This is a genomic window from Roseateles saccharophilus, assembly GCF_031458095.1.
In the GTDB taxonomy this organism is placed as follows: Bacteria; Pseudomonadota; Gammaproteobacteria; order Burkholderiales; family Burkholderiaceae_C; genus Pelomonas; species Pelomonas saccharophila_A.
The window spans coordinates 159,303-175,449 of sequence record NZ_JAVDXU010000003.1 but is presented as its reverse complement, the minus strand read 5'-3'; the positions used below and the strand labels follow the sequence as shown (position 1 = coordinate 175,449).

17 protein-coding genes are annotated in these 16,147 nt (G+C 66.4%); 13 read left to right on the top strand and 4 right to left on the bottom strand.

Features of this window, described 5'->3' with window-relative positions:
* Positions 1 to 77: 77 nt before the first annotated feature.
* The 7 genes from glpD (at position 78) to J2X20_RS19805 (ending at position 7,683) form a co-directional block, all read left to right on the top strand.
* Complete coding sequence (gene glpD / locus J2X20_RS19835; RefSeq protein WP_409034178.1) at positions 78 to 1,748, top strand: glycerol-3-phosphate dehydrogenase; 1,671 nt, start codon at positions 78 to 80, stop codon at positions 1,746 to 1,748.
* Positions 1,739 to 2,809 carry an ABC transporter ATP-binding protein gene (locus J2X20_RS19830; protein WP_310268333.1) on the top strand — a complete coding sequence of 357 codons (1,071 nt, stop codon included), beginning with the start codon at positions 1,739 to 1,741 and terminating at the stop codon, positions 2,807 to 2,809. The genes glpD and J2X20_RS19830 overlap by 10 nt, the downstream gene beginning before the upstream one ends.
* Positions 2,809 to 3,837 (top strand): ABC transporter ATP-binding protein, encoded by a 1,029-nt coding sequence (locus J2X20_RS19825; protein ID WP_310268329.1) that lies wholly within the window; start codon positions 2,809 to 2,811, stop codon positions 3,835 to 3,837. The genes J2X20_RS19830 and J2X20_RS19825 overlap by 1 nt, the downstream gene beginning before the upstream one ends.
* The gene (locus J2X20_RS19820; protein ID WP_310268324.1) at positions 3,834 to 4,715 is read left to right on the top strand and encodes a carbohydrate ABC transporter permease; all 882 of its coding nucleotides are present in this window, start codon (positions 3,834 to 3,836) and stop codon (positions 4,713 to 4,715) included. Before J2X20_RS19825 ends, J2X20_RS19820 begins: the two co-directional genes overlap by 4 nt.
* The gene (locus J2X20_RS19815; protein ID WP_310268321.1) at positions 4,708 to 5,520 is read left to right on the top strand and encodes a carbohydrate ABC transporter permease; all 813 of its coding nucleotides are present in this window, start codon (positions 4,708 to 4,710) and stop codon (positions 5,518 to 5,520) included. Before J2X20_RS19820 ends, J2X20_RS19815 begins: the two co-directional genes overlap by 8 nt.
* Positions 5,521 to 5,550: 30 nt before the next feature.
* Positions 5,551 to 5,859 carry a DUF2160 domain-containing protein gene (locus J2X20_RS19810; RefSeq protein ID WP_310268318.1) on the top strand — a complete coding sequence of 103 codons (309 nt, stop codon included), beginning with the start codon at positions 5,551 to 5,553 and terminating at the stop codon, positions 5,857 to 5,859.
* 90 nt (positions 5,860 to 5,949) lie between these two features.
* Positions 5,950 to 7,683, top strand: a complete 1,734-nt coding sequence (locus J2X20_RS19805; RefSeq protein ID WP_310268315.1) for an ABC transporter substrate-binding protein — start codon at positions 5,950 to 5,952, stop codon at positions 7,681 to 7,683.
* 68 nt (positions 7,684 to 7,751) lie between these two features.
* Here the strand turns inward: J2X20_RS19805 and J2X20_RS19800 are convergent, their stop codons facing one another.
* On the bottom strand, positions 7,752 to 8,180 hold the full coding sequence (locus J2X20_RS19800; protein ID WP_409034177.1) for a tyrosine-type recombinase/integrase: 429 nt from the start codon (positions 8,178 to 8,180) through the stop codon (positions 7,752 to 7,754).
* Positions 8,181 to 8,396: 216 nt separating this feature from the next.
* Complete coding sequence (locus J2X20_RS19795; RefSeq protein WP_310268310.1) at positions 8,397 to 9,311, bottom strand: YicC/YloC family endoribonuclease; 915 nt, start codon at positions 9,309 to 9,311, stop codon at positions 8,397 to 8,399.
* Positions 9,312 to 9,343: 32 nt separating this feature from the next.
* Here J2X20_RS19795 and J2X20_RS19790 point away from each other — a divergent pair, with 32 nt between their 5' ends.
* From J2X20_RS19790 to hemW, 5 genes are read left to right on the top strand one after another with little or no spacing between them, the layout of a single operon-like run.
* Positions 9,344 to 10,312 (top strand): serine/threonine protein kinase, encoded by a 969-nt coding sequence (locus J2X20_RS19790; protein WP_056195338.1) that lies wholly within the window; start codon positions 9,344 to 9,346, stop codon positions 10,310 to 10,312.
* Positions 10,309 to 11,217, top strand: a complete 909-nt coding sequence (locus J2X20_RS19785) for a PP2C family protein-serine/threonine phosphatase (RefSeq protein ID WP_310268301.1) — start codon at positions 10,309 to 10,311, stop codon at positions 11,215 to 11,217. Before J2X20_RS19790 ends, J2X20_RS19785 begins: the two co-directional genes overlap by 4 nt.
* Positions 11,218 to 11,230: 13 nt before the next feature.
* Complete coding sequence (rph, locus tag J2X20_RS19780; protein ID WP_310268298.1) at positions 11,231 to 11,953, top strand: ribonuclease PH; 723 nt, start codon at positions 11,231 to 11,233, stop codon at positions 11,951 to 11,953.
* Positions 11,950 to 12,555, top strand: coding sequence for an RdgB/HAM1 family non-canonical purine NTP pyrophosphatase (rdgB, locus tag J2X20_RS19775; protein ID WP_310268295.1), 606 nt, complete (start codon positions 11,950 to 11,952; stop codon positions 12,553 to 12,555). Before rph ends, rdgB begins: the two co-directional genes overlap by 4 nt.
* A gap of 3 nt (positions 12,556 to 12,558) precedes the next feature.
* Positions 12,559 to 13,743: a radical SAM family heme chaperone HemW gene (gene hemW / locus J2X20_RS19770; protein ID WP_310268292.1), complete on the top strand. Its 1,185-nt coding sequence runs from the start codon at positions 12,559 to 12,561 to the stop codon at positions 13,741 to 13,743.
* Here hemW and J2X20_RS19765 read toward each other — a convergent pair.
* The gene (locus J2X20_RS19765) at positions 13,715 to 14,641 is read right to left on the bottom strand and encodes a LysR substrate-binding domain-containing protein (RefSeq protein ID WP_310268289.1); all 927 of its coding nucleotides are present in this window, start codon (positions 14,639 to 14,641) and stop codon (positions 13,715 to 13,717) included. The genes hemW and J2X20_RS19765 overlap by 29 nt on opposite strands.
* 94 nt (positions 14,642 to 14,735) lie before the next feature.
* On the opposite strand from J2X20_RS19765, the gene J2X20_RS19760 reads away from it, so the two are divergent.
* Positions 14,736 to 15,041 carry a hypothetical protein gene (locus J2X20_RS19760; RefSeq protein WP_310268286.1) on the top strand — a complete coding sequence of 102 codons (306 nt, stop codon included), beginning with the start codon at positions 14,736 to 14,738 and terminating at the stop codon, positions 15,039 to 15,041.
* 6 nt (positions 15,042 to 15,047) lie between these two features.
* Here the strand turns inward: J2X20_RS19760 and J2X20_RS19755 are convergent, their stop codons facing one another.
* Positions 15,048 to 16,136 carry a protein-glutamate methylesterase/protein-glutamine glutaminase gene (locus J2X20_RS19755; RefSeq protein ID WP_310268283.1) on the bottom strand — a complete coding sequence of 363 codons (1,089 nt, stop codon included), beginning with the start codon at positions 16,134 to 16,136 and terminating at the stop codon, positions 15,048 to 15,050.
* Positions 16,137 to 16,147 lie beyond the last annotated feature (11 nt).

Below are 16,147 nucleotides of genomic sequence, written 5' to 3'. Positions count from 1 at the left end.
GGATTTGCGCTTGCGCAGCGTTCGCTTGTGGCTTAAAAAGAAAAAGTTCGAACGCATGCGAACAAAAGCGAACATCCATGGCGCACGCGCAGCGCCCCCTCACGCAGAACGGAGACAGCTTGAACGACTCCCTGACGGGCGCGACACAGCCGGCCGCAGCTCCCGCCCACCCGGGTGCAGAGCCAGCGTGCGACGTGCTCATCGTGGGCGGCGGCATCAACGGCGCCGGCATCGCGCGCGACCTGGCCGGGCGCGGCCTGTCCGTGGTGCTTTGCGAGAAGGACGACCTGGCCGCGCATACGTCGTCGGCATCCACCAAGATGGTCCACGGTGGCATCCGCTACCTGGAGTACTACGACTTCGGGCTGGTGCGCAAGGCGCTGGCCGAGCGCGAGGTGCTGCTGCGCAGTGCCCCGCACATCATGTGGCCGCTGCGGCTGGTGGTGCCGCACGACCCGAGCATGCGGCCGGTGTGGATGATGCGCATCGGCCTGTTCCTCTACGACCATCTTGCGCGGCGCGAGTTCCTGCCCGGCTCACGCACCATCCGCCTGCGCGGGCACGCCTTGGGCGCCCCGTTGAACCCGCGCTATTCCCGTGCCTTCCTGTACTCCGACGGCTGGACCGACGACGCCCGGCTGGTGGTGCTCAACGCGCTGGACGCCGCCGAGCGGGGGGCCCAGGTGTTGACCGGCTGGCGCTGCGTCGACGCCCAGCGCGACCGCAGCCAATGGCAGGTCACCCTCCAGGACGCCACGGGCAGCGTCCGCCGCGTGCGCGCCCGGGCCCTCGTCAACGCGGCGGGGCCCTGGGCGGCTCAGTTTCTGAAGGAGCACGCCCACGCGCAGGCATCCAAGATCAAGCCGCTGCGGCTGGTCAAGGGCAGCCACATCGTCGTGCCCAAGCTGTTCGACCACGACCACGCCTACGCGCTGCAGGGCGCCGACAAGCGCATCATCTTCATCATTCCCTACGAGGGCGACTACACGCTCATCGGCACCACCGACGTCGAGCACCAGGGCCCGGCCGGCGAAGCGAAGATAGCCGACGACGAGATCCGCTACCTCTGCGAACAGGCGAGCCGCTACCTGGTCAAGCCGGTGACGCCGGGCGACGTGGTGTGGAGCTACTCCGGCGTGCGCCCGCTGATCGAGGACGACGCCGAAGATCCCTCGGCCGTGACCCGCGACTACCTGCTCGAGCAGGACACCGACGGGGCGCCCTTGCTGACCGTGTGGGGCGGCAAGATCACGACCTTTCGCAAGCTGGCCGAAGACGCGGCGGACGGGCTTTGCAAAGGCCTGGGCTTGAAGACGGCCGCCTGGACCGCGGGCGCCTGGCTGCCCGGCGGCGACCTGAGTGCCTGGATAGGCCCGGCCACCCGGCCCGACGTCGACTTCGCGCGTTTTGAACAGAAGCTAGGGGAGCGGCATCCGGCGCTGCCGGTCAAACTGCGCCACCGGCTGGCGCGTTGCTATGGCGCTCGCATCGACAGGGTTCTTGGGGCCGAAGGCCTGGGTGAAGAGATCGCACCGGGCCTGCACGAGGGCGAGCTCGTCTATCTGCACGACCACGAATGGGCACGCACGCCCGACGACGTGCTGTGGCGCCGCACCAAGCTCGGGCTGCACATGAGCGAAGCACAACGCCGAGACGTCGCCCGTTGGTGGGCGACGCGCTGGCCGGGTGAAGCGACAACGACAGCGACAAGCATCGGAGACAGCGTGAGGACGACGACATGGAGTTGACGCTGGAGCGGGTCGGCAAGGTGGTGGGCCCCGAGACTCATCTCTACCCACTGGACCTGAGGCTCGCGCCGGGCGCCGTCACGGTGCTGCTGGGCGCCACCCAGGCGGGCAAGACGACCCTGATGCGCCTGATGGCGGGCCTGGACAAGCCCACGCACGGCCAGGTCCACGTGGACCGCAAGAACGTGACCGGCATGCCGGTGCGCAAGCGCAACGTCGCCATGGTGTACCAGCAGTTCATCAACTACCCGTCGATGAGCGTGTACGACAACATTGCCTCGCCGCTCAAGCTGCGCCGCGAGAAGAACATCGCTGGCCGCGTGCAGGAGCTGGCCGCCAAGTTGCACATCGAGCCCTTTCTCTCGCGCCTGCCCGCGGAGCTTTCGGGTGGCCAGCAACAGCGTGTGGCGCTGGCCCGCGCCCTTGCGAAGGCCGCGCCCTTGATGCTGCTCGACGAGCCCCTGGTGAACCTGGACTACAAGCTGCGCGAGGAACTGCGCGACGAGCTCACGCAGCTCTTTGCCGCGGGCGACTCCACCGTCGTCTACGCCACCACCGAGCCCACCGAAGCCCTGCTGCTCGGCGGCTACACCGCCGTGATGGACGCCGGCGAAGTGCTGCAGTACGGCCCCACGGCCGAGGTGTTCCACAGGCCGCGGTCGATCCGCGTCGCGCGCGCCTTCAGCGACCCACCGATGAACCTGCTCGCCGGCAACGCCGGTCCGACGGGCGTGAGCCTGCCGGCGGGCGTGCAGTTCACGGTCACCCTGCCGCCCACCCACGGTGCCACGCTGACCCTCGGCGTGCGCGCCAGCGCGCTGCACCTGCAAAGCCGCCCGGGCGACGTGGCCCTGCCTGGCACGGTGGAGCTGGCGGAAATCTCGGGCTCCGACACCTTCGTGCACGTGCAGACCCCGGTGGGAGAACTGGTCGCCCAACTGACCGGCGTGCACTTCTTCGATCTGGGCGCCCCCCTCACGCTGTACCTGAGCCCCGGCCAGGTGTACGTGTTCGACGCCGACGGCGAGCTGCTGGTGGCGCCGGGCAAGGAGCTGACCTGATGGCCCGCATCGAACTCGACCTGGCCCACGCCTACCGTCCCAACCCCCAGCAGGATGAAGACTACGCGCTGCTGCCGCTCAGGATGGTCTTCCGCGATGGCGGGGCATATGCGCTGCTCGGTCCCTCGGGCTGCGGCAAGACCACGCTGCTCAACATCATCTCCGGCCTCGTCACGCCGTCGCAGGGTACGGTGCAGTTCGACGGCGTCAACGTGACGCGGCAGACACCCCAGCAGCGCAACATCGCCCAGGTGTTCCAGTTCCCCGTCATCTACGACACGATGACGGTGGCCGAGAACCTGGCCTTCCCTCTGAAGAACCGCGGCGTGCCGCGCGACAGGATCAAGCAGCGCGTCGGCGTCATCGCCGAGATGCTGGAGCTCAGCGGCCAGCTCGACACCCGCGCCGCCGGCCTGGCGGCCGACGCCAAGCAGAAGATCTCGCTCGGCCGCGGCCTGGTGCGCGAGGACGTGAGCGCCGTGCTCTTCGACGAGCCTCTCACCGTCATCGACCCGCACCTCAAGTGGCAGCTGCGCCGCAAGCTCAAGCAGATCCACCACGAGCTCAAGCTGACGCTGATGTACGTGACGCATGACCAGGTCGAGGCCCTGACCTTCGCAGAAGAAGTGGTGGTGATGACGCGCGGCCGCGCGGTGCAGATCGGCACGGCCGGCGAGCTCTTCGAGCGCCCGCAGCACACCTTCGTCGGGCATTTCATCGGCTCGCCGGGCATGAACTTCCTGCCCGCCGACGTCCTGCCCGGCGCCCCCGCCGGCGCGACGACGCTGGGCGTGCGGCCCGAGTACGTGACGCTGGCAGCACCCGGTGCGGCCGGCGCCTTGCAGGCCATCGTCACGCAGCGGCAGGACGTCGGTACCTACTGGCTCGTCACCGCCAAGGCAGGCGACAGCGTGATCCGCGCGCGCCTCAGCCCCGACACCACGCCGGCCGCCGTTGGCGAGAGTGCGTGGTTCAGCGTCAAGGGCGGCCACACCTGCTACTACAAGAACGAGGAGCTGATGGCATGAAGCCGGTCAATCAGAAGGCATGGCTGCTGATCCTGCCAGTCATCCTGTGCGTGGCGTTCTCCGCCATCCTGCCGCTGATGACGGTCGTGAACTACTCGGTGCAGGACATCATCTCCCCCGAGCGCCGCGTGTTCGTCGGCACCGAGTGGTTCAAGGCGGTGATGCGCGACGAGGACCTGCAAGGCGCACTGCTGCGCCAGGTGGGGTTCTCGCTTTCGGTGCTGCTGGTCGAGATCCCGCTGGGCATCTGCCTCGCGCTCTCGATGCCGGCCCAGGGATGGAAGTCTTCCGCGGTGCTGGTGCTCGTGGCCATCTCGCTGCTCATCCCGTGGAACGTGGTCGGCACCATCTGGCAGATCTATGGCCGCACCGACATCGGCCTGATGGGCGCCGCGCTCGCCACGCTCGGCATCGACTACAGCTACACCGGGAATGCGACCGACGCGTGGCTGACGGTGCTGGTGATGGACGTGTGGCACTGGACGCCCCTGGTCGCCCTGCTTTGCTTCGCCGGCCTGCGCGCCATCCCCGACGCCTACTACCAGGCCGCGCGCATCGACGGCGCCAGCAAGCTGTCCGTCTTCCGCTTCATCCAACTGCCCAAGCTGCGCGGCGTGCTGATGATCGCCGTGCTGCTGCGCTTCATGGACAGTTTCATGATCTACACCGAGCCCTTCGTGCTGACAGGCGGTGGCCCCGGCAATGCGACGACCTTCCTGTCGCAATACCTGACGCAGAAGGCAGTGGGCCAGTTCGACCTCGGTCCCGCCGCGGCCTTCTCGTTGATCTACTTCCTCATCATCCTGCTGCTGTGCTTCATCCTCTACAACTGGATGCAGCGCGTGGGCACCCAGTCCAAGGAGGTGGCCCATGGATGAGCGGCGTTTCCGCAAGCGCACGATCTTCCTGATCGCCTACCTGCTGTTTGCCATCCTGCCGGTGTACTGGATGGTCAACATGTCGTTCAAGACGAACACCGAGATCCTGTCGACCTTCAGCCTGTTTCCGCGCGACTTCACGTGGGAACACTACAAGACCATCTTCACCGACGAGAGCTGGTACTCCGGCTACATCAACTCGCTGATCTACGTGGCCATCAACACGGTGATCTCGCTGCTGGTGGCCCTGCCGGCGGCCTACGCGTTCAGCCGCTACAGCTTCCTCGGTGACAAGCATGTCTTCTTCTGGCTGCTGACCAACCGGATGACGCCGCCGGCCGTCTTCCTGCTGCCCTTCTTCCAGCTCTACACGACGCTGGGGATGATGGACACGCACATCGCCGTGGCCCTCGCCCACCTGCTGTTCAACGTGCCGCTGGCGGTCTGGATCCTGGAAGGCTTCATGAGCGGCATCCCGCGCGAGATCGACGAGACGGCCTACATCGACGGCTACTCCTTCCCGCGCTTCTTCCTGACCATCTTCGTCCCGCTCATCAAGGCCGGTGTGGGCGTGGCGGCCTTCTTCTGCTTCATGTTCAGCTGGGTGGAGCTGCTGATGGCGCGCACCCTCACCAGCGTGAACGCCAAGCCCATCGTGGCGACGATGACGCGCACGGTCAGTGCCTCCGGCATGGACTGGGGCGTGCTCGCCGCCGCCGGCGTGCTGACCATCGTGCCCGGCGCGATCGTCATCTGGTTCGTGCGGCACTACATCGCCAAGGGTTTCGCGATGGGCCGCGTCTAGCGCCCCGCGATCGACCGAAAGGAGGCAAGCATGTTCGAGTGGATGGCCTGGACGCTGCCGGTGGCGGTGTTCTTCTGCAGCATCGTGCTGATGCTGATCGGCATGACGATCTGGGAGCTGAAATCGCCCACCACCAGCCGCCGCGGCTGGCTGCCGCTGGAGACGACCCGCGGGGACCGCCTGTTCATCGGCCTGCTGGCGGCGGGCTACGTCAACCTGGCCTTCGTGGCCTTGAGCGAGAAGATGGTCACGTGGTTCGGCCTCGTGGACGAGCCGTCCATCTGGATCAGCTTCGTGATCTCCATGGCCCTGCTCGTGCTGATCATGCGCAAGGGCTGAAGCCACGCAGTTTTTCGAGAAGGCGGCCGGCCATCTCTTCCCGACCGGCGTGCCAGTGCAAGCAATGGGAAGCCATCTCAGGAGACAGACATGAAATTGCGCTTGAATGCCGTGGCCTTTGCCGCTGCTGCTCTGGCTGTGGGTCAGGGCGCATGGGCCGGCGAGGCCGAAGCCAGGAAGTGGATCGACAGCGAGTTCCAGCCGTCCACGCTGAGCAAGCAGCAGCAGGCGGATGAGATGAAGTGGTTCATCGAAGCTGCCAAGAAGCTGCAGGCCAAAGGCGTGAAGGAGATCTCGGTGGTGTCCGAAACCATCACCACGCACGAGTACGAATCCAAGACGCTCGCGAAGGCCTTTGAAGAGATCACCGGCATCAAGGTCAAGCACGACTTGATCCAGGAGGGCGACGTCGTCGAGAAGCTGCAGACATCCATGCAATCGGGCAAGTCGATCTACGACGGCTGGATCTCCGACTCCGACCTGATCGGCACTCACTACAGGTACGGCAAGATCATGAGCCTGACCGACTACATGGCCGGCAAGGGCAAGGAGTGGACGAACCCGGGACTGGACCTGGCCGACTTCATCGGTACCAGCTTTACCACTGGCCCCGACAAGAAGCTCTACCAACTGCCCGACCAGCAGTTCGCCAACCTGTATTGGTTCCGCGCCGACCTGTTCGCCCGGCCAGACCTGAAGCAGAAGTTCAAGGCCAAGTACGGCTACGAGCTGGGTGTGCCGCTCAACTGGAGCGCCTACGAGGACATTGCCGACTTCTTCACCAACGACGTGAAGACCATCGACGGCAAGCCCATCTACGGCCACATGGACTACGGCAAGAAGGACCCGTCGCTCGGCTGGCGCTTCACCGACGCCTGGCTCTCGATGGCCGGCACGGCCGACATCGGCATCCCCAACGGCAAGCCGGTCGACGAGTGGGGCATCCGTGCCTCACCCGACGGCTGCACGCCGCTCGGCGCCAGCGTGTCGCGCGGCGGCGCCACCAACTCGCCCGCGGCCGTCTACGCACTCACCAAGTACGTCGACTGGATGAAGAAGTACGCCCCGAAGGAAGCCACCGGCATGACCTTCGGCGAGGCCGGCCCCGTGCCGGCCCAGGGCCAGATCGCCCAGCAGATCTTCTGGTACACCGCCTTCACCGCCGACATGACCAAGCCCGGCCTGCCGGTGGTCAACGCCGACGGCACGCCGAAGTGGCGCATGGCCCCGGGCCCCAACGGTCCGTACTGGAAGCAGGGCATGCAGAACGGCTACCAGGACGTGGGCTCATGGACCTTCTTCGAGGCGCACGACGCCAACAAGACCGCCGCCGCCTGGCTGTACGCGCAGTTCGTGACCGCCAAGACCGTTTCGCTGAAGAAGACCATCGTAGGCCTGACGCCCATTCGCGAGTCCGACATCCGCAGCAGCGCGATGACCGACCTGGCCCCGAAGCTCGGCGGCCTGGTGGAGTTCTATCGCAGCCCGGCCCGTGTCGCATGGACGCCGACCGGCACCAACGTGCCCGACTACCCCAAGCTCGCGCAACTCTGGTGGAAGAACGTCGCCGTCGCCGTGACGGGTGAGAAGACCCCGCAGGCCGCCATGGACAACCTGGCCGAGGAGATGGACCAGGTCATGAGCCGCCTGGAGCGCGCCGGCATGGCCCGCTGCGCGCCCAAGCTCAACAAGAAGGAAGATCCGAGCAAGTGGCTGTCCGACAAGAGCGCACCGTGGAAGAAGCTCGCCAATGAGAAACCCAAGGGCGAAACGATTGCCTACGACACGCTGCTGAATGCGTGGAAGTCAGGAAAGGTTCGCTGAGCAAGCCACTGTCTGTCGCAACGACGATGGCGGGTCAGACCCGGCGAGGTGCCGGGTCTTTTTCCTGCTTATTGCGATTGCATGCAAGCGCCGCAACACCTTGCCGCCTTTGTCTTGGTGCTCTCCTTCCGCAACGTCCAGACGCCCGCATCAAGATTGAAGGCGTCCCACCGCGCCGATAGGAGCTCCATCTTGCGGACGCATAGCGCAAGGAGCAACCAGACGGCCAGCTCATTGATGCGGCCAAAGCTCGGCGTGTCGCGCATTGCTCCGGCAAGCTCTTCGATTTCATCGATTGACAGCGCCCGTTCTCGTGGGACCTCGGGTCCTCCGGCGTCCGCCAGTTCGAAGTCTGCCGCCGGATTGCGGTCGATCCAATGGTTGCGCACCGCCATCTTGAACATGCGGTTCATGTACAGCAGGGCGTCGTTGGCGACCGTGGGCGCGCCGTTAGCCACCGTCCGGGTCAGGACGCGATCGACGTGCATTGGCTGCACGTCCTTTGGCGGAGGCAGTGGGGTTCGCGAGCATAAATTTCCGTATCGTGAGATACGGGCAATTCACCCCACAAAACACGCCACACGAACCCCACACTAAACCCCAAATCAGGGGCGCGCTTCACTGCGACGCTGTGGGGCGGGCTGGGACGAAAAAACCTTATAGATCAATGGGTTATTGAACATCGGCGGGACGTTTTGGGACGCCCCAAAAACCTACTCGATGTTCTGCACCTGCTCGCGCATCTGCTCGATGGCGACCTTCATTTCGACCGAAATATTGGTCAATTCCAGCGCGGCGGATTTGGAACCCAGGGTATTCGCTTCCCGATGTAGTTCCTGAATCAGGAAATCCAGCCGTTTGCCGAGCTCGCCGCCCTTTTTCAGCAGGCGGGTCAGTTCTTCCAGATGGGCGCGCAGTCGCCCCAATTCCTCGGCGACATCGATGCGGATGGCAAAGGCGGCGGCCTCGTTCAGGGCGCGCTCCTGCAGGGCCTCTTGCGGCACGCTGCTGGCGGCGCCGGTGGCCGCCAGGGCTTCCTGCCAACGTTCCAGGAAGCGCTGCTGCTGGCGCTGCACGACGGCCGGCAGCAGGGGCTCGGCGTCGTCAGCCAGCTCGCGCAGGCGCTTGATGCGCTCGGTCAGGATGGCGACCAGCTTCTCGCCTTCGCGCTCGCGGGCCTCGGCCAGGCCCTGCACGCAGGCCTGGGCGGCCTCCAGCGTGGCGCTGTCCAGCTGGGCGGGGGCGGCCGCGCCGCTCTTGCACCAGTTCAAGGCTTCATGGACGGACAGCGGCGTGGCCTGGGGCAGCCAGGTGCGCACCTTGGCTTCCAGGCTGGCCAGGCGATTGAGCTGCTCGGGCTGGGGCTGGGGCCAGGCGCCATCGGCCTCGCGCTGGGTGTTGATGCGCAGCTCGATCTTGCCGCGCTTGAAACGTGCGGCAATCAGTTCGCGCAACTGGGGCTCGAGGCCGCGCAACTCCTCGGGCATGCGCATGGACAGATCCAGAAACCGGCCATTGACCGAGCGCAATTCGACGCTGACCGAAGCTTGCGGAGAACTGTTGCCATCCTCGGCTTTAGGGGGTTGCGCCAGGGAATTGGCGTACCCGGTCATGCTGTAGACTGGCATTTCGCATCTCGCAAAACAGACAAAACGCGATTATGTCCAAGCCGAAGCCGGCGCCCTTGCCCGCAGGCACGGTGGTTGGGGGCTATCAAATCATCAAGCGACTGGCGGCGGGCGGTTTCGGCGTGGTGTATCTCGCCGAGGATCCCGACCATCACCTGGTCGCCTTGAAGGAATACCTGCCCTCGTCGCTGGCCGAACGTTCGCCCGGCGAACTGACGCCTCGCGTCAAGCCGGAAAAGCAGCCGCTCTACCGGCTGGGACTGAAGAGCTTCTTCGAAGAAGGGCGCTCGCTTGCGCAAATCTCGCACCCCAGTGTCGTTTCGGTGCTGAACTTCCTGCGCGAGAACGAAACCGTCTACATGGTCATGAACTATCTGCAGGGCGACACCCTGCAGGATTTCATCGTGACCGCGCGCGACATGAAGCGCGACAAGGTCTTCCGCGAGTCGACCATCCGCAGCCTCTTCGACGAGATCCTGCGCGGCCTGCGCATCGTCCACCAGCACAAGATGCTGCACCTGGACATCAAGCCGGCCAATATCTTCATCACCAACGACAACAAGGCCGTGCTGCTGGACTTCGGCGCCGCGCGTGAAGTGCTGAGCAAGGAAGGCAACTTCATCCGCCCGATGTACACGCCGGGCTTTGCCGCGCCGGAGATGTACCGCCGCGACGGCTCGCTCGGTCCCTGGACCGACATCTACGCCATCGGCGCCTGCATCTATGCCTGCATGCAGGGCTATCCGCCCAATGACGCGCCGCAGCGCCTGGAGAAGGACCGCCTGTCCCTGAGCCTGAGCCGGCTGCGCAATGTCTATTCCGACAACCTGCTGGAAGTGACCGAGTGGTGCATGTCGCTGGATGCCCTGTCGCGCCCGCAGAGCGTGTTCGCGCTGCAAAAGGAGCTCGCCCGCGAGACCGAGCGCCGCTACACCAAGCTTTCTTTCAGCGAAAGGCTCAAACTCCAGCTTGAGAACCTCAAATCTGGAGCGAAGGCTTGAGATTCAGCGTCTTTCAAGTCAGTCGTCGCGGTGGCCGCGAGACCAATGAAGACCGCATGGGCTATTGCTTCACGCGGGAGGCGGGCCTGTTCGCGCTGGCCGACGGCATGGGCGGCCATCCGGAAGGCGAGGTCGCGGCCCAGATCGCGCTGCAAACCCTGGCTGCGCTGTTCCAACAGGACGCCCGCCCGATCATCGAGGATCCGCAGCGCTTCCTGCAGGAGACCATCGTCATCGCCCACCAGCAGCTGCTGCGCTATGCGGCCAGCAAGGGCCTGCACGACACGCCGCGCACGACCGTCGTCGCCTGCATCCTGCAAGGCAACCAGGCCTGGTGGGCCCACTGCGGCGATTCGCGCCTCTACCTCGTGCGTGCCGGCAAGCTGATCGCCCGCACCCGCGACCATTCCTATTCCGAGTTGCAGGAAGCCCTGGGCCGCGTGTCCCGCGGCGGTGAACCCTTCAACCGCAACGTGCTCTTCACCTGCCTGGGCAGCCCCGGCAAGCCCATGGTGGACTGCCAGGGCCCGCTGGTGATGGAAGCGTCGGACCGCATCCTGCTGTGCTCGGACGGCCTGTGGGGCAGCGTCGAGGACAGCGAGATCGTCCAGCACCTGTCCGACCAGGCCATCTCCGAAGCCGCCCCCGAACTCGTCGAGCAGGCCCTGCGCAACGGGGGCGCGCGCAGTGACAACGTCACCGTGCTGGCCGTCGAATGGGAAGGTGAGGGCGAGCCCAGCGGCGACACGACGCAGAACCTGGGTAACTCGGGCTTTGCCTCCACCATCCAGGGCGCCCTGGATGCCGACCTCGTCGCCGCCATGGACGACGAGGAGATCGAGCGTTCCATACGCGAGATCAATGAAGTGATCCGCCAGTCCGGCCGCGGCGTGAACCGTCGCTAACCTTTCTTTCCCTATGACCAAGACCTTCACGCGCAGCGCAGGCCGCGCTGCCAATCAATTGCGCCCGGTGCGCATCACCCGCGGTTTCACCGTGCATGCCGAGGGCTCGGTGCTGATCGAGTTCGGCGGCACTCGCGTCCTCTGCACCGCCTCCGTCGAGGAGCGTGTGCCGCCGCACAAGCGCGGCTCTGGCGAGGGCTGGGTCACGGCGGAATACGGCATGCTGCCGCGCGCCACCCACACCCGTGGCGACCGCGAGGCCGCGCGTGGCAAGCAGAGCGGGCGCACGCAGGAGATCCAGCGCCTCATCGGCCGGTCGCTGCGTGCCGTCTTCGACCTCAGCGCCCTGGGCGAGCGCACCATCACGCTGGACTGCGATGTGCTGCAGGCCGACGGCGGCACGCGCACGGCGGCCATCACGGGCGCCTTCGTGGCCGCCCAGGATGCCGTCAACAAGCTGCTGGCCGACAGCAAGCTGTCGCGCTCGCCGATCAAGGACACGGTCGCGGCCATCTCGGTCGGCATCGTCGACGGCGTGCCGCTGCTTGACCTCGAATACATCGAGGACGTGGCCTGCGACACCGACATGAACGTTGTCATGACGGGCTCGGGCGGCTTTGTCGAACTGCAAGGGACGGCCGAGGGCGTGGTCTTCACGCGCGACGAGATGAACAAGCTGCTCGACCTCGCCGACAAGGGCATCCGCGAGCTGATCGAGCTGCAGAAGTCCGCATGAAGCTGGTCCTGGCCTCCAACAACGCCAAGAAGCTCATCGAGCTGCAGGCCCTGTTCACGCCGCTCGGCATTGAGTTGGTGAACCAGGGCAGCCTGGGTATTGCGGAGGCGGAGGAGCCCTTTGACACCTTTGCCGAGAACGCGCTGACCAAGGCCCGCCATGCGGCCCGGTTGAGCGGCCTGCCGGCTCTGGCCGACGACTCGGGGCTGAGTGTGGACGCGCTGGGCGGCGCGCCCGGCGTGCGCTCGGCGCGCTATGCGCTGGATGCGGGCGGCGAGAAGAGCGATGAGGCCAACAACGAGCGTCTGCTGCGCGAGATGGCCGCTGTCGAGGACCGTCGTGCGCGCTTCGTCTGCGCGCTGGTGGCCGTGCGCAGTGCCGACGACCCCGAGCCGCTGATCGCCATGGGCCGCTGGAGCGGCGAGATCCTGGCCGCGCCGAGTGGCGAGGGCGGCTTCGGCTACGACCCGCTGATGCATATCCCGGCGCTGGGCCAGACCGTCGCCAGCCTGGGCGCCGAAGTGAAGAACCGCCACAGCCATCGCGCGCTGGCGGCCGCGCAGCTGATCCAGCAATTCCGCGAGGTCTGGCACCTCGGGTGAGCGATGGCTGACGTTGTCCACCTGATGCGTCCGGGCACGCTGCAGTTGCCCGCGCTGCCCCCGCTTGCGCTTTACGTCCACCTGCCCTGGTGCCTGCGCAAATGCCCCTACTGCGATTTCAATTCGCATGAGGTCAAGGGCGGCGCACTGGCTGTCGACACGGCCGAGGCCTATCTCGCTGCGCTGCGTGCCGACCTGGAAGCCGCGCTGCCGCTGATCTGGGGCCGGCATGTCGTCAGCATCTTCATCGGTGGCGGCACGCCCAGCCTGTTCAACCCGGAGCAGATCGAGCAGCTCATCTCGGACATCCGTGCCCGCCTGCCGCTGGAGCCCGGCTGCGAGATCACGCTGGAGGCCAATCCGGGCACCTTCGAGCGCGAACGTTTCAAGGGCTTCCGCCAGGCCGGGGTCACGCGGCTGTCCGTCGGCGTGCAGAGCTTCGACGACGCCCAACTCAAGACGCTGGGCCGCGTGCACAGTTCGATCCAGGCCCGCGAGGCCCTGGCCGAGGCGGCCGGCGCCTTCGAGACCTTCAACCTCGACCTGATGTATGCGCTGCCCGGCCAGACCCTGGACGACCTGGCGCGCGAGCTGGACACGGCGCTGAGCTTCAAGCCGCCGCATCTGTCCATCTACCACCTGACCATCGAACCCAACACGGTGTTCGCGACGCGCACGCCGGCCGGCCTGCCTGATCCCGACCTGGCCAGCGACATGCTGGACCTGATCACCGCGAAGACCGGCACCACCGGCCTGGCGCGCTACGAGGTCTCGGCCTATGCCCGCGAAGGCCATCGCTGCCTGCACAACCTGAACTACTGGCAGTTCGGCGACTACCTCGGCATCGGCGCCGGTGCCCACAGCAAGCTGAGCTTTCCCAACCGCGTGCTGCGCCAGGTGCGCTGGCGCGAGCCGGCCGCCTTCATGGCGCAGGCCAACAAGGTCAGCAACGAGCACGAAGTGGCGCGCAAGGATCTTCCCTTCGAGTTCATGCTGAATGCGCTGCGGCTCAAGGAGGGCGTCACCATGACGCAATTCCTCGAGCGCACCGGCTTGCCGCGTTCCGCCATCGCTCAAGGCCTGGAGGCGGCGCGTGGCCGCGGCCTGCTGACCGACGACGTGGCACGCATCCAGCCCACCGAGCGCGGCTTCGATTTCCTCAGCGATCTACAGCAGCTGTTTCTGTGAGCCTTTGCTGAAGGGCGGCAATCTCCGCGTGCAGCCAGTCGCAGAAGGCCCGCACGGCCGGGTCGTCGCGTAGGGCCTCCGGGTAGACGATCTGATACTCGCGGGTCGCATCGAGGTCCCTGGCATGGGCGTGGACGCGCACGAGGCGGCCGTCCAGCAGGGCATCGGCCGCCAACAGTTCGCGGGCCAGAACGACGCCCATGCCTTGTTCGCCGGCCTGAAGGGCCACGCCAGCATCGTTGAAGCTGGCAACGACGACCGGCGTTGCGTTGATGCCTGCACCGACGAACCATGCCTGCCACTCGTCCGTGTGGCCGAGCAGCGGTTCATCGGCCAAGGCCGAGCCCGGCCGACCGATGAGCTTGTGGGCCAGCGCAGGTGCTGCCACCGCAATCATCGGCGAATGAAAGAGCGGCTCGGTGGCCAGCCCTGGCCACGGCCCCCGACCCACGCGCAGGCCGATCTGGTAGCCCTCGCGTTCCAGGTCGACGACCTGGTGCCCCGTGTGCAGGTCCAGCGTGATGCAAGGCTGCAGGGTCTGCCAGCGCGGCAGGCGCGGCATCAGCCAGCGCTGGGCGAAGGAGGGCAGGGAGGTGATGCGCAGCATCTGGGTTTGGTGGCCGTGCGCCTGACCGGCTGCCAGCAGCCCCGCCTGCAGTTCGGCAAACACCTTGCTGACGGCACGCTGCAGGGTCTGGCCGGCCGGGTTCAAGACCAGGCGCCGCCCCTGACGGGTGAAGACCTCGAAGCCCAGGGCTGTCTCCAGGCCACGGATCTGCTGGCTGACGGCGCTGTGCGTCAGATGCAGGCTCTCAGCTGCGGCGCGCAGGTTCTCTGTCTGGGCCGCGGCGCGGAAGGCGGCCAGGTAATGCAGAGGGAAGCGGTCCAGGGAAGCCATCTGGTAAGCCAATCCAACCAATCAGTGCAGAAATCAGCGTTTCTCAGCGAGTCGCTGGATGCATAGCATAACCAGCACTTGAAGGAGCCCCACCATGAATACGCTGCCCCGCTGGATCTCTTTGGCCTCGTTTGCTGCCGTTTTGGTGCTCGCCACGACGGGCGCACGGGCTTTCACAGATTCGAATGCCGAGTTGAAGGAAGCCGCCGCCGAGCGGGCCGACCGCGTCGTCGTGGTCGGCAAGGCGGCGCGCCCCGTGCAGACGGCCTGGGTGCCGGCCGCGCCGAAGTCGCTGGACGGCTTCAGGCCGGTATTCCCCAACGACCCCGTGGTCGTCGCGCGCCATCGCCCGATGCTGGTGGCCAAGGCGGATGTGTCCGCCAGCGCGACCAAGCGCTGAGCAGTCCTAGACCCGGTTCAACGAGATGCCCGACGTGGCGCGCAGCCGCTCCAGCACCTTGATCGCAATCTGGTTCAGCGGCAGCACCTCGTCCGCCGCGCCGGCCGCGATGGCCTCGCGCGGCATGCCGAAGACGACGCAGCTGGCCTCGTCCTGGCAGTAGTTGTAGGCGCCGGCGTCCTTCATGACCTTCATGGCCTTGGCGCCGTCGGCGCCCATGCCGGTCAGCATGATGCCGATGGCATTCGGGCCGACCACCTTGGCGGCCGACAGGAACAGCGCCTCGACCGACGGCTTGTGCCGGTTGATGGGCTCGCCGTCCTGCACGCGGGCGATGTAGTTCGCACCGCTGCGCTCGATGCTCAGATGCATGCCGCCCGGGGCGATATAGCCGTGGCCGGGCAGGATGCGCTCGCCGTCCTGGGCTTCCTTGACGCGGATCTTGCACAGACCGTCCAGCCGCGTCGCATAGCTCTTGGTGAAGCCGGGCGGCATGTGCTGGGTGATGACGACGGCCGGGCTGTCGGCCGGCAGGTTGATCAGCACGTCCTTGGTGGCCTCGGTGCCGCCGGTGGAGGCGCCGATGAAGATGATCTTCTCGGTCGAGGCCTTGCCCAGGCTGGCCATGGTGACGGCCTTGACCGGTGCCGGTGGGGCCGCGCCCGGCGCGGGCGGCGGCGGCGCGCGGCGGATATGGGCCTTGGAGGCGATGCGAATCTTGTCGGTGATGTCCTGGGCCAGCAGCCGGATGCCATCGGCCACGCCGATCTTGGGCTTGGCGACGAAGTCGACGGCGCCGAGTTCCAGAGCCTTCAGCGTGACCTCGGCGCCGCGCTCGGTCAGCGTGGACACCATCACGACGGGCATGGGGCGCAGCCGCATCAGCCGGGACAGGAAGTCCAGGCCGTCCATGCGCGGCATCTCGACGTCCAGCGTGATGACGTCGGGGTTGAGATTGCGGATCATCTCGCGCGCCACCAGCGGGTCGGCCGCGGCGCCAATGCATTCCATGTCGGACTGGCGATTGATGATTTCGGTGAGGATGGAGCGCACCAGCGCCGAGTCGTCCACCACCACGACCTTGGTCTTGGCCATCATTGGCCTCC

Coding starts and splice junctions, on each gene's coding strand:
- J2X20_RS19815 (WP_310268321.1), top strand. CDS start 4,708: ATGGATGAGCGGCGTTTCCGCAAGCGCACGATCTTCCTGATCGCCTAC.
- J2X20_RS19795 (WP_310268310.1), bottom strand. CDS start 9,311: ATGCCAGTCTACAGCATGACCGGGTACGCCAATTCCCTGGCGCAACCC.
- J2X20_RS19765 (WP_310268289.1), bottom strand. CDS start 14,641: ATGGCTTCCCTGGACCGCTTCCCTCTGCATTACCTGGCCGCCTTCCGC.
- rph (WP_310268298.1), top strand. CDS start 11,231: ATGACCAAGACCTTCACGCGCAGCGCAGGCCGCGCTGCCAATCAATTG.
- J2X20_RS19810 (WP_310268318.1), top strand. CDS start 5,551: ATGTTCGAGTGGATGGCCTGGACGCTGCCGGTGGCGGTGTTCTTCTGC.
- J2X20_RS19820 (WP_310268324.1), top strand. CDS start 3,834: ATGAAGCCGGTCAATCAGAAGGCATGGCTGCTGATCCTGCCAGTCATC.
- J2X20_RS19790 (WP_056195338.1), top strand. CDS start 9,344: ATGTCCAAGCCGAAGCCGGCGCCCTTGCCCGCAGGCACGGTGGTTGGG.
- J2X20_RS19825 (WP_310268329.1), top strand. CDS start 2,809: ATGGCCCGCATCGAACTCGACCTGGCCCACGCCTACCGTCCCAACCCC.
- J2X20_RS19830 (WP_310268333.1), top strand. CDS start 1,739: ATGGAGTTGACGCTGGAGCGGGTCGGCAAGGTGGTGGGCCCCGAGACT.
- glpD (WP_409034178.1), top strand. CDS start 78: ATGGCGCACGCGCAGCGCCCCCTCACGCAGAACGGAGACAGCTTGAAC.
- J2X20_RS19805 (WP_310268315.1), top strand. CDS start 5,950: ATGAAATTGCGCTTGAATGCCGTGGCCTTTGCCGCTGCTGCTCTGGCT.
- J2X20_RS19760 (WP_310268286.1), top strand. CDS start 14,736: ATGAATACGCTGCCCCGCTGGATCTCTTTGGCCTCGTTTGCTGCCGTT.
- rdgB (WP_310268295.1), top strand. CDS start 11,950: ATGAAGCTGGTCCTGGCCTCCAACAACGCCAAGAAGCTCATCGAGCTG.
- J2X20_RS19755 (WP_310268283.1), bottom strand. CDS start 16,136: ATGGCCAAGACCAAGGTCGTGGTGGTGGACGACTCGGCGCTGGTGCGC.
- hemW (WP_310268292.1), top strand. CDS start 12,559: ATGGCTGACGTTGTCCACCTGATGCGTCCGGGCACGCTGCAGTTGCCC.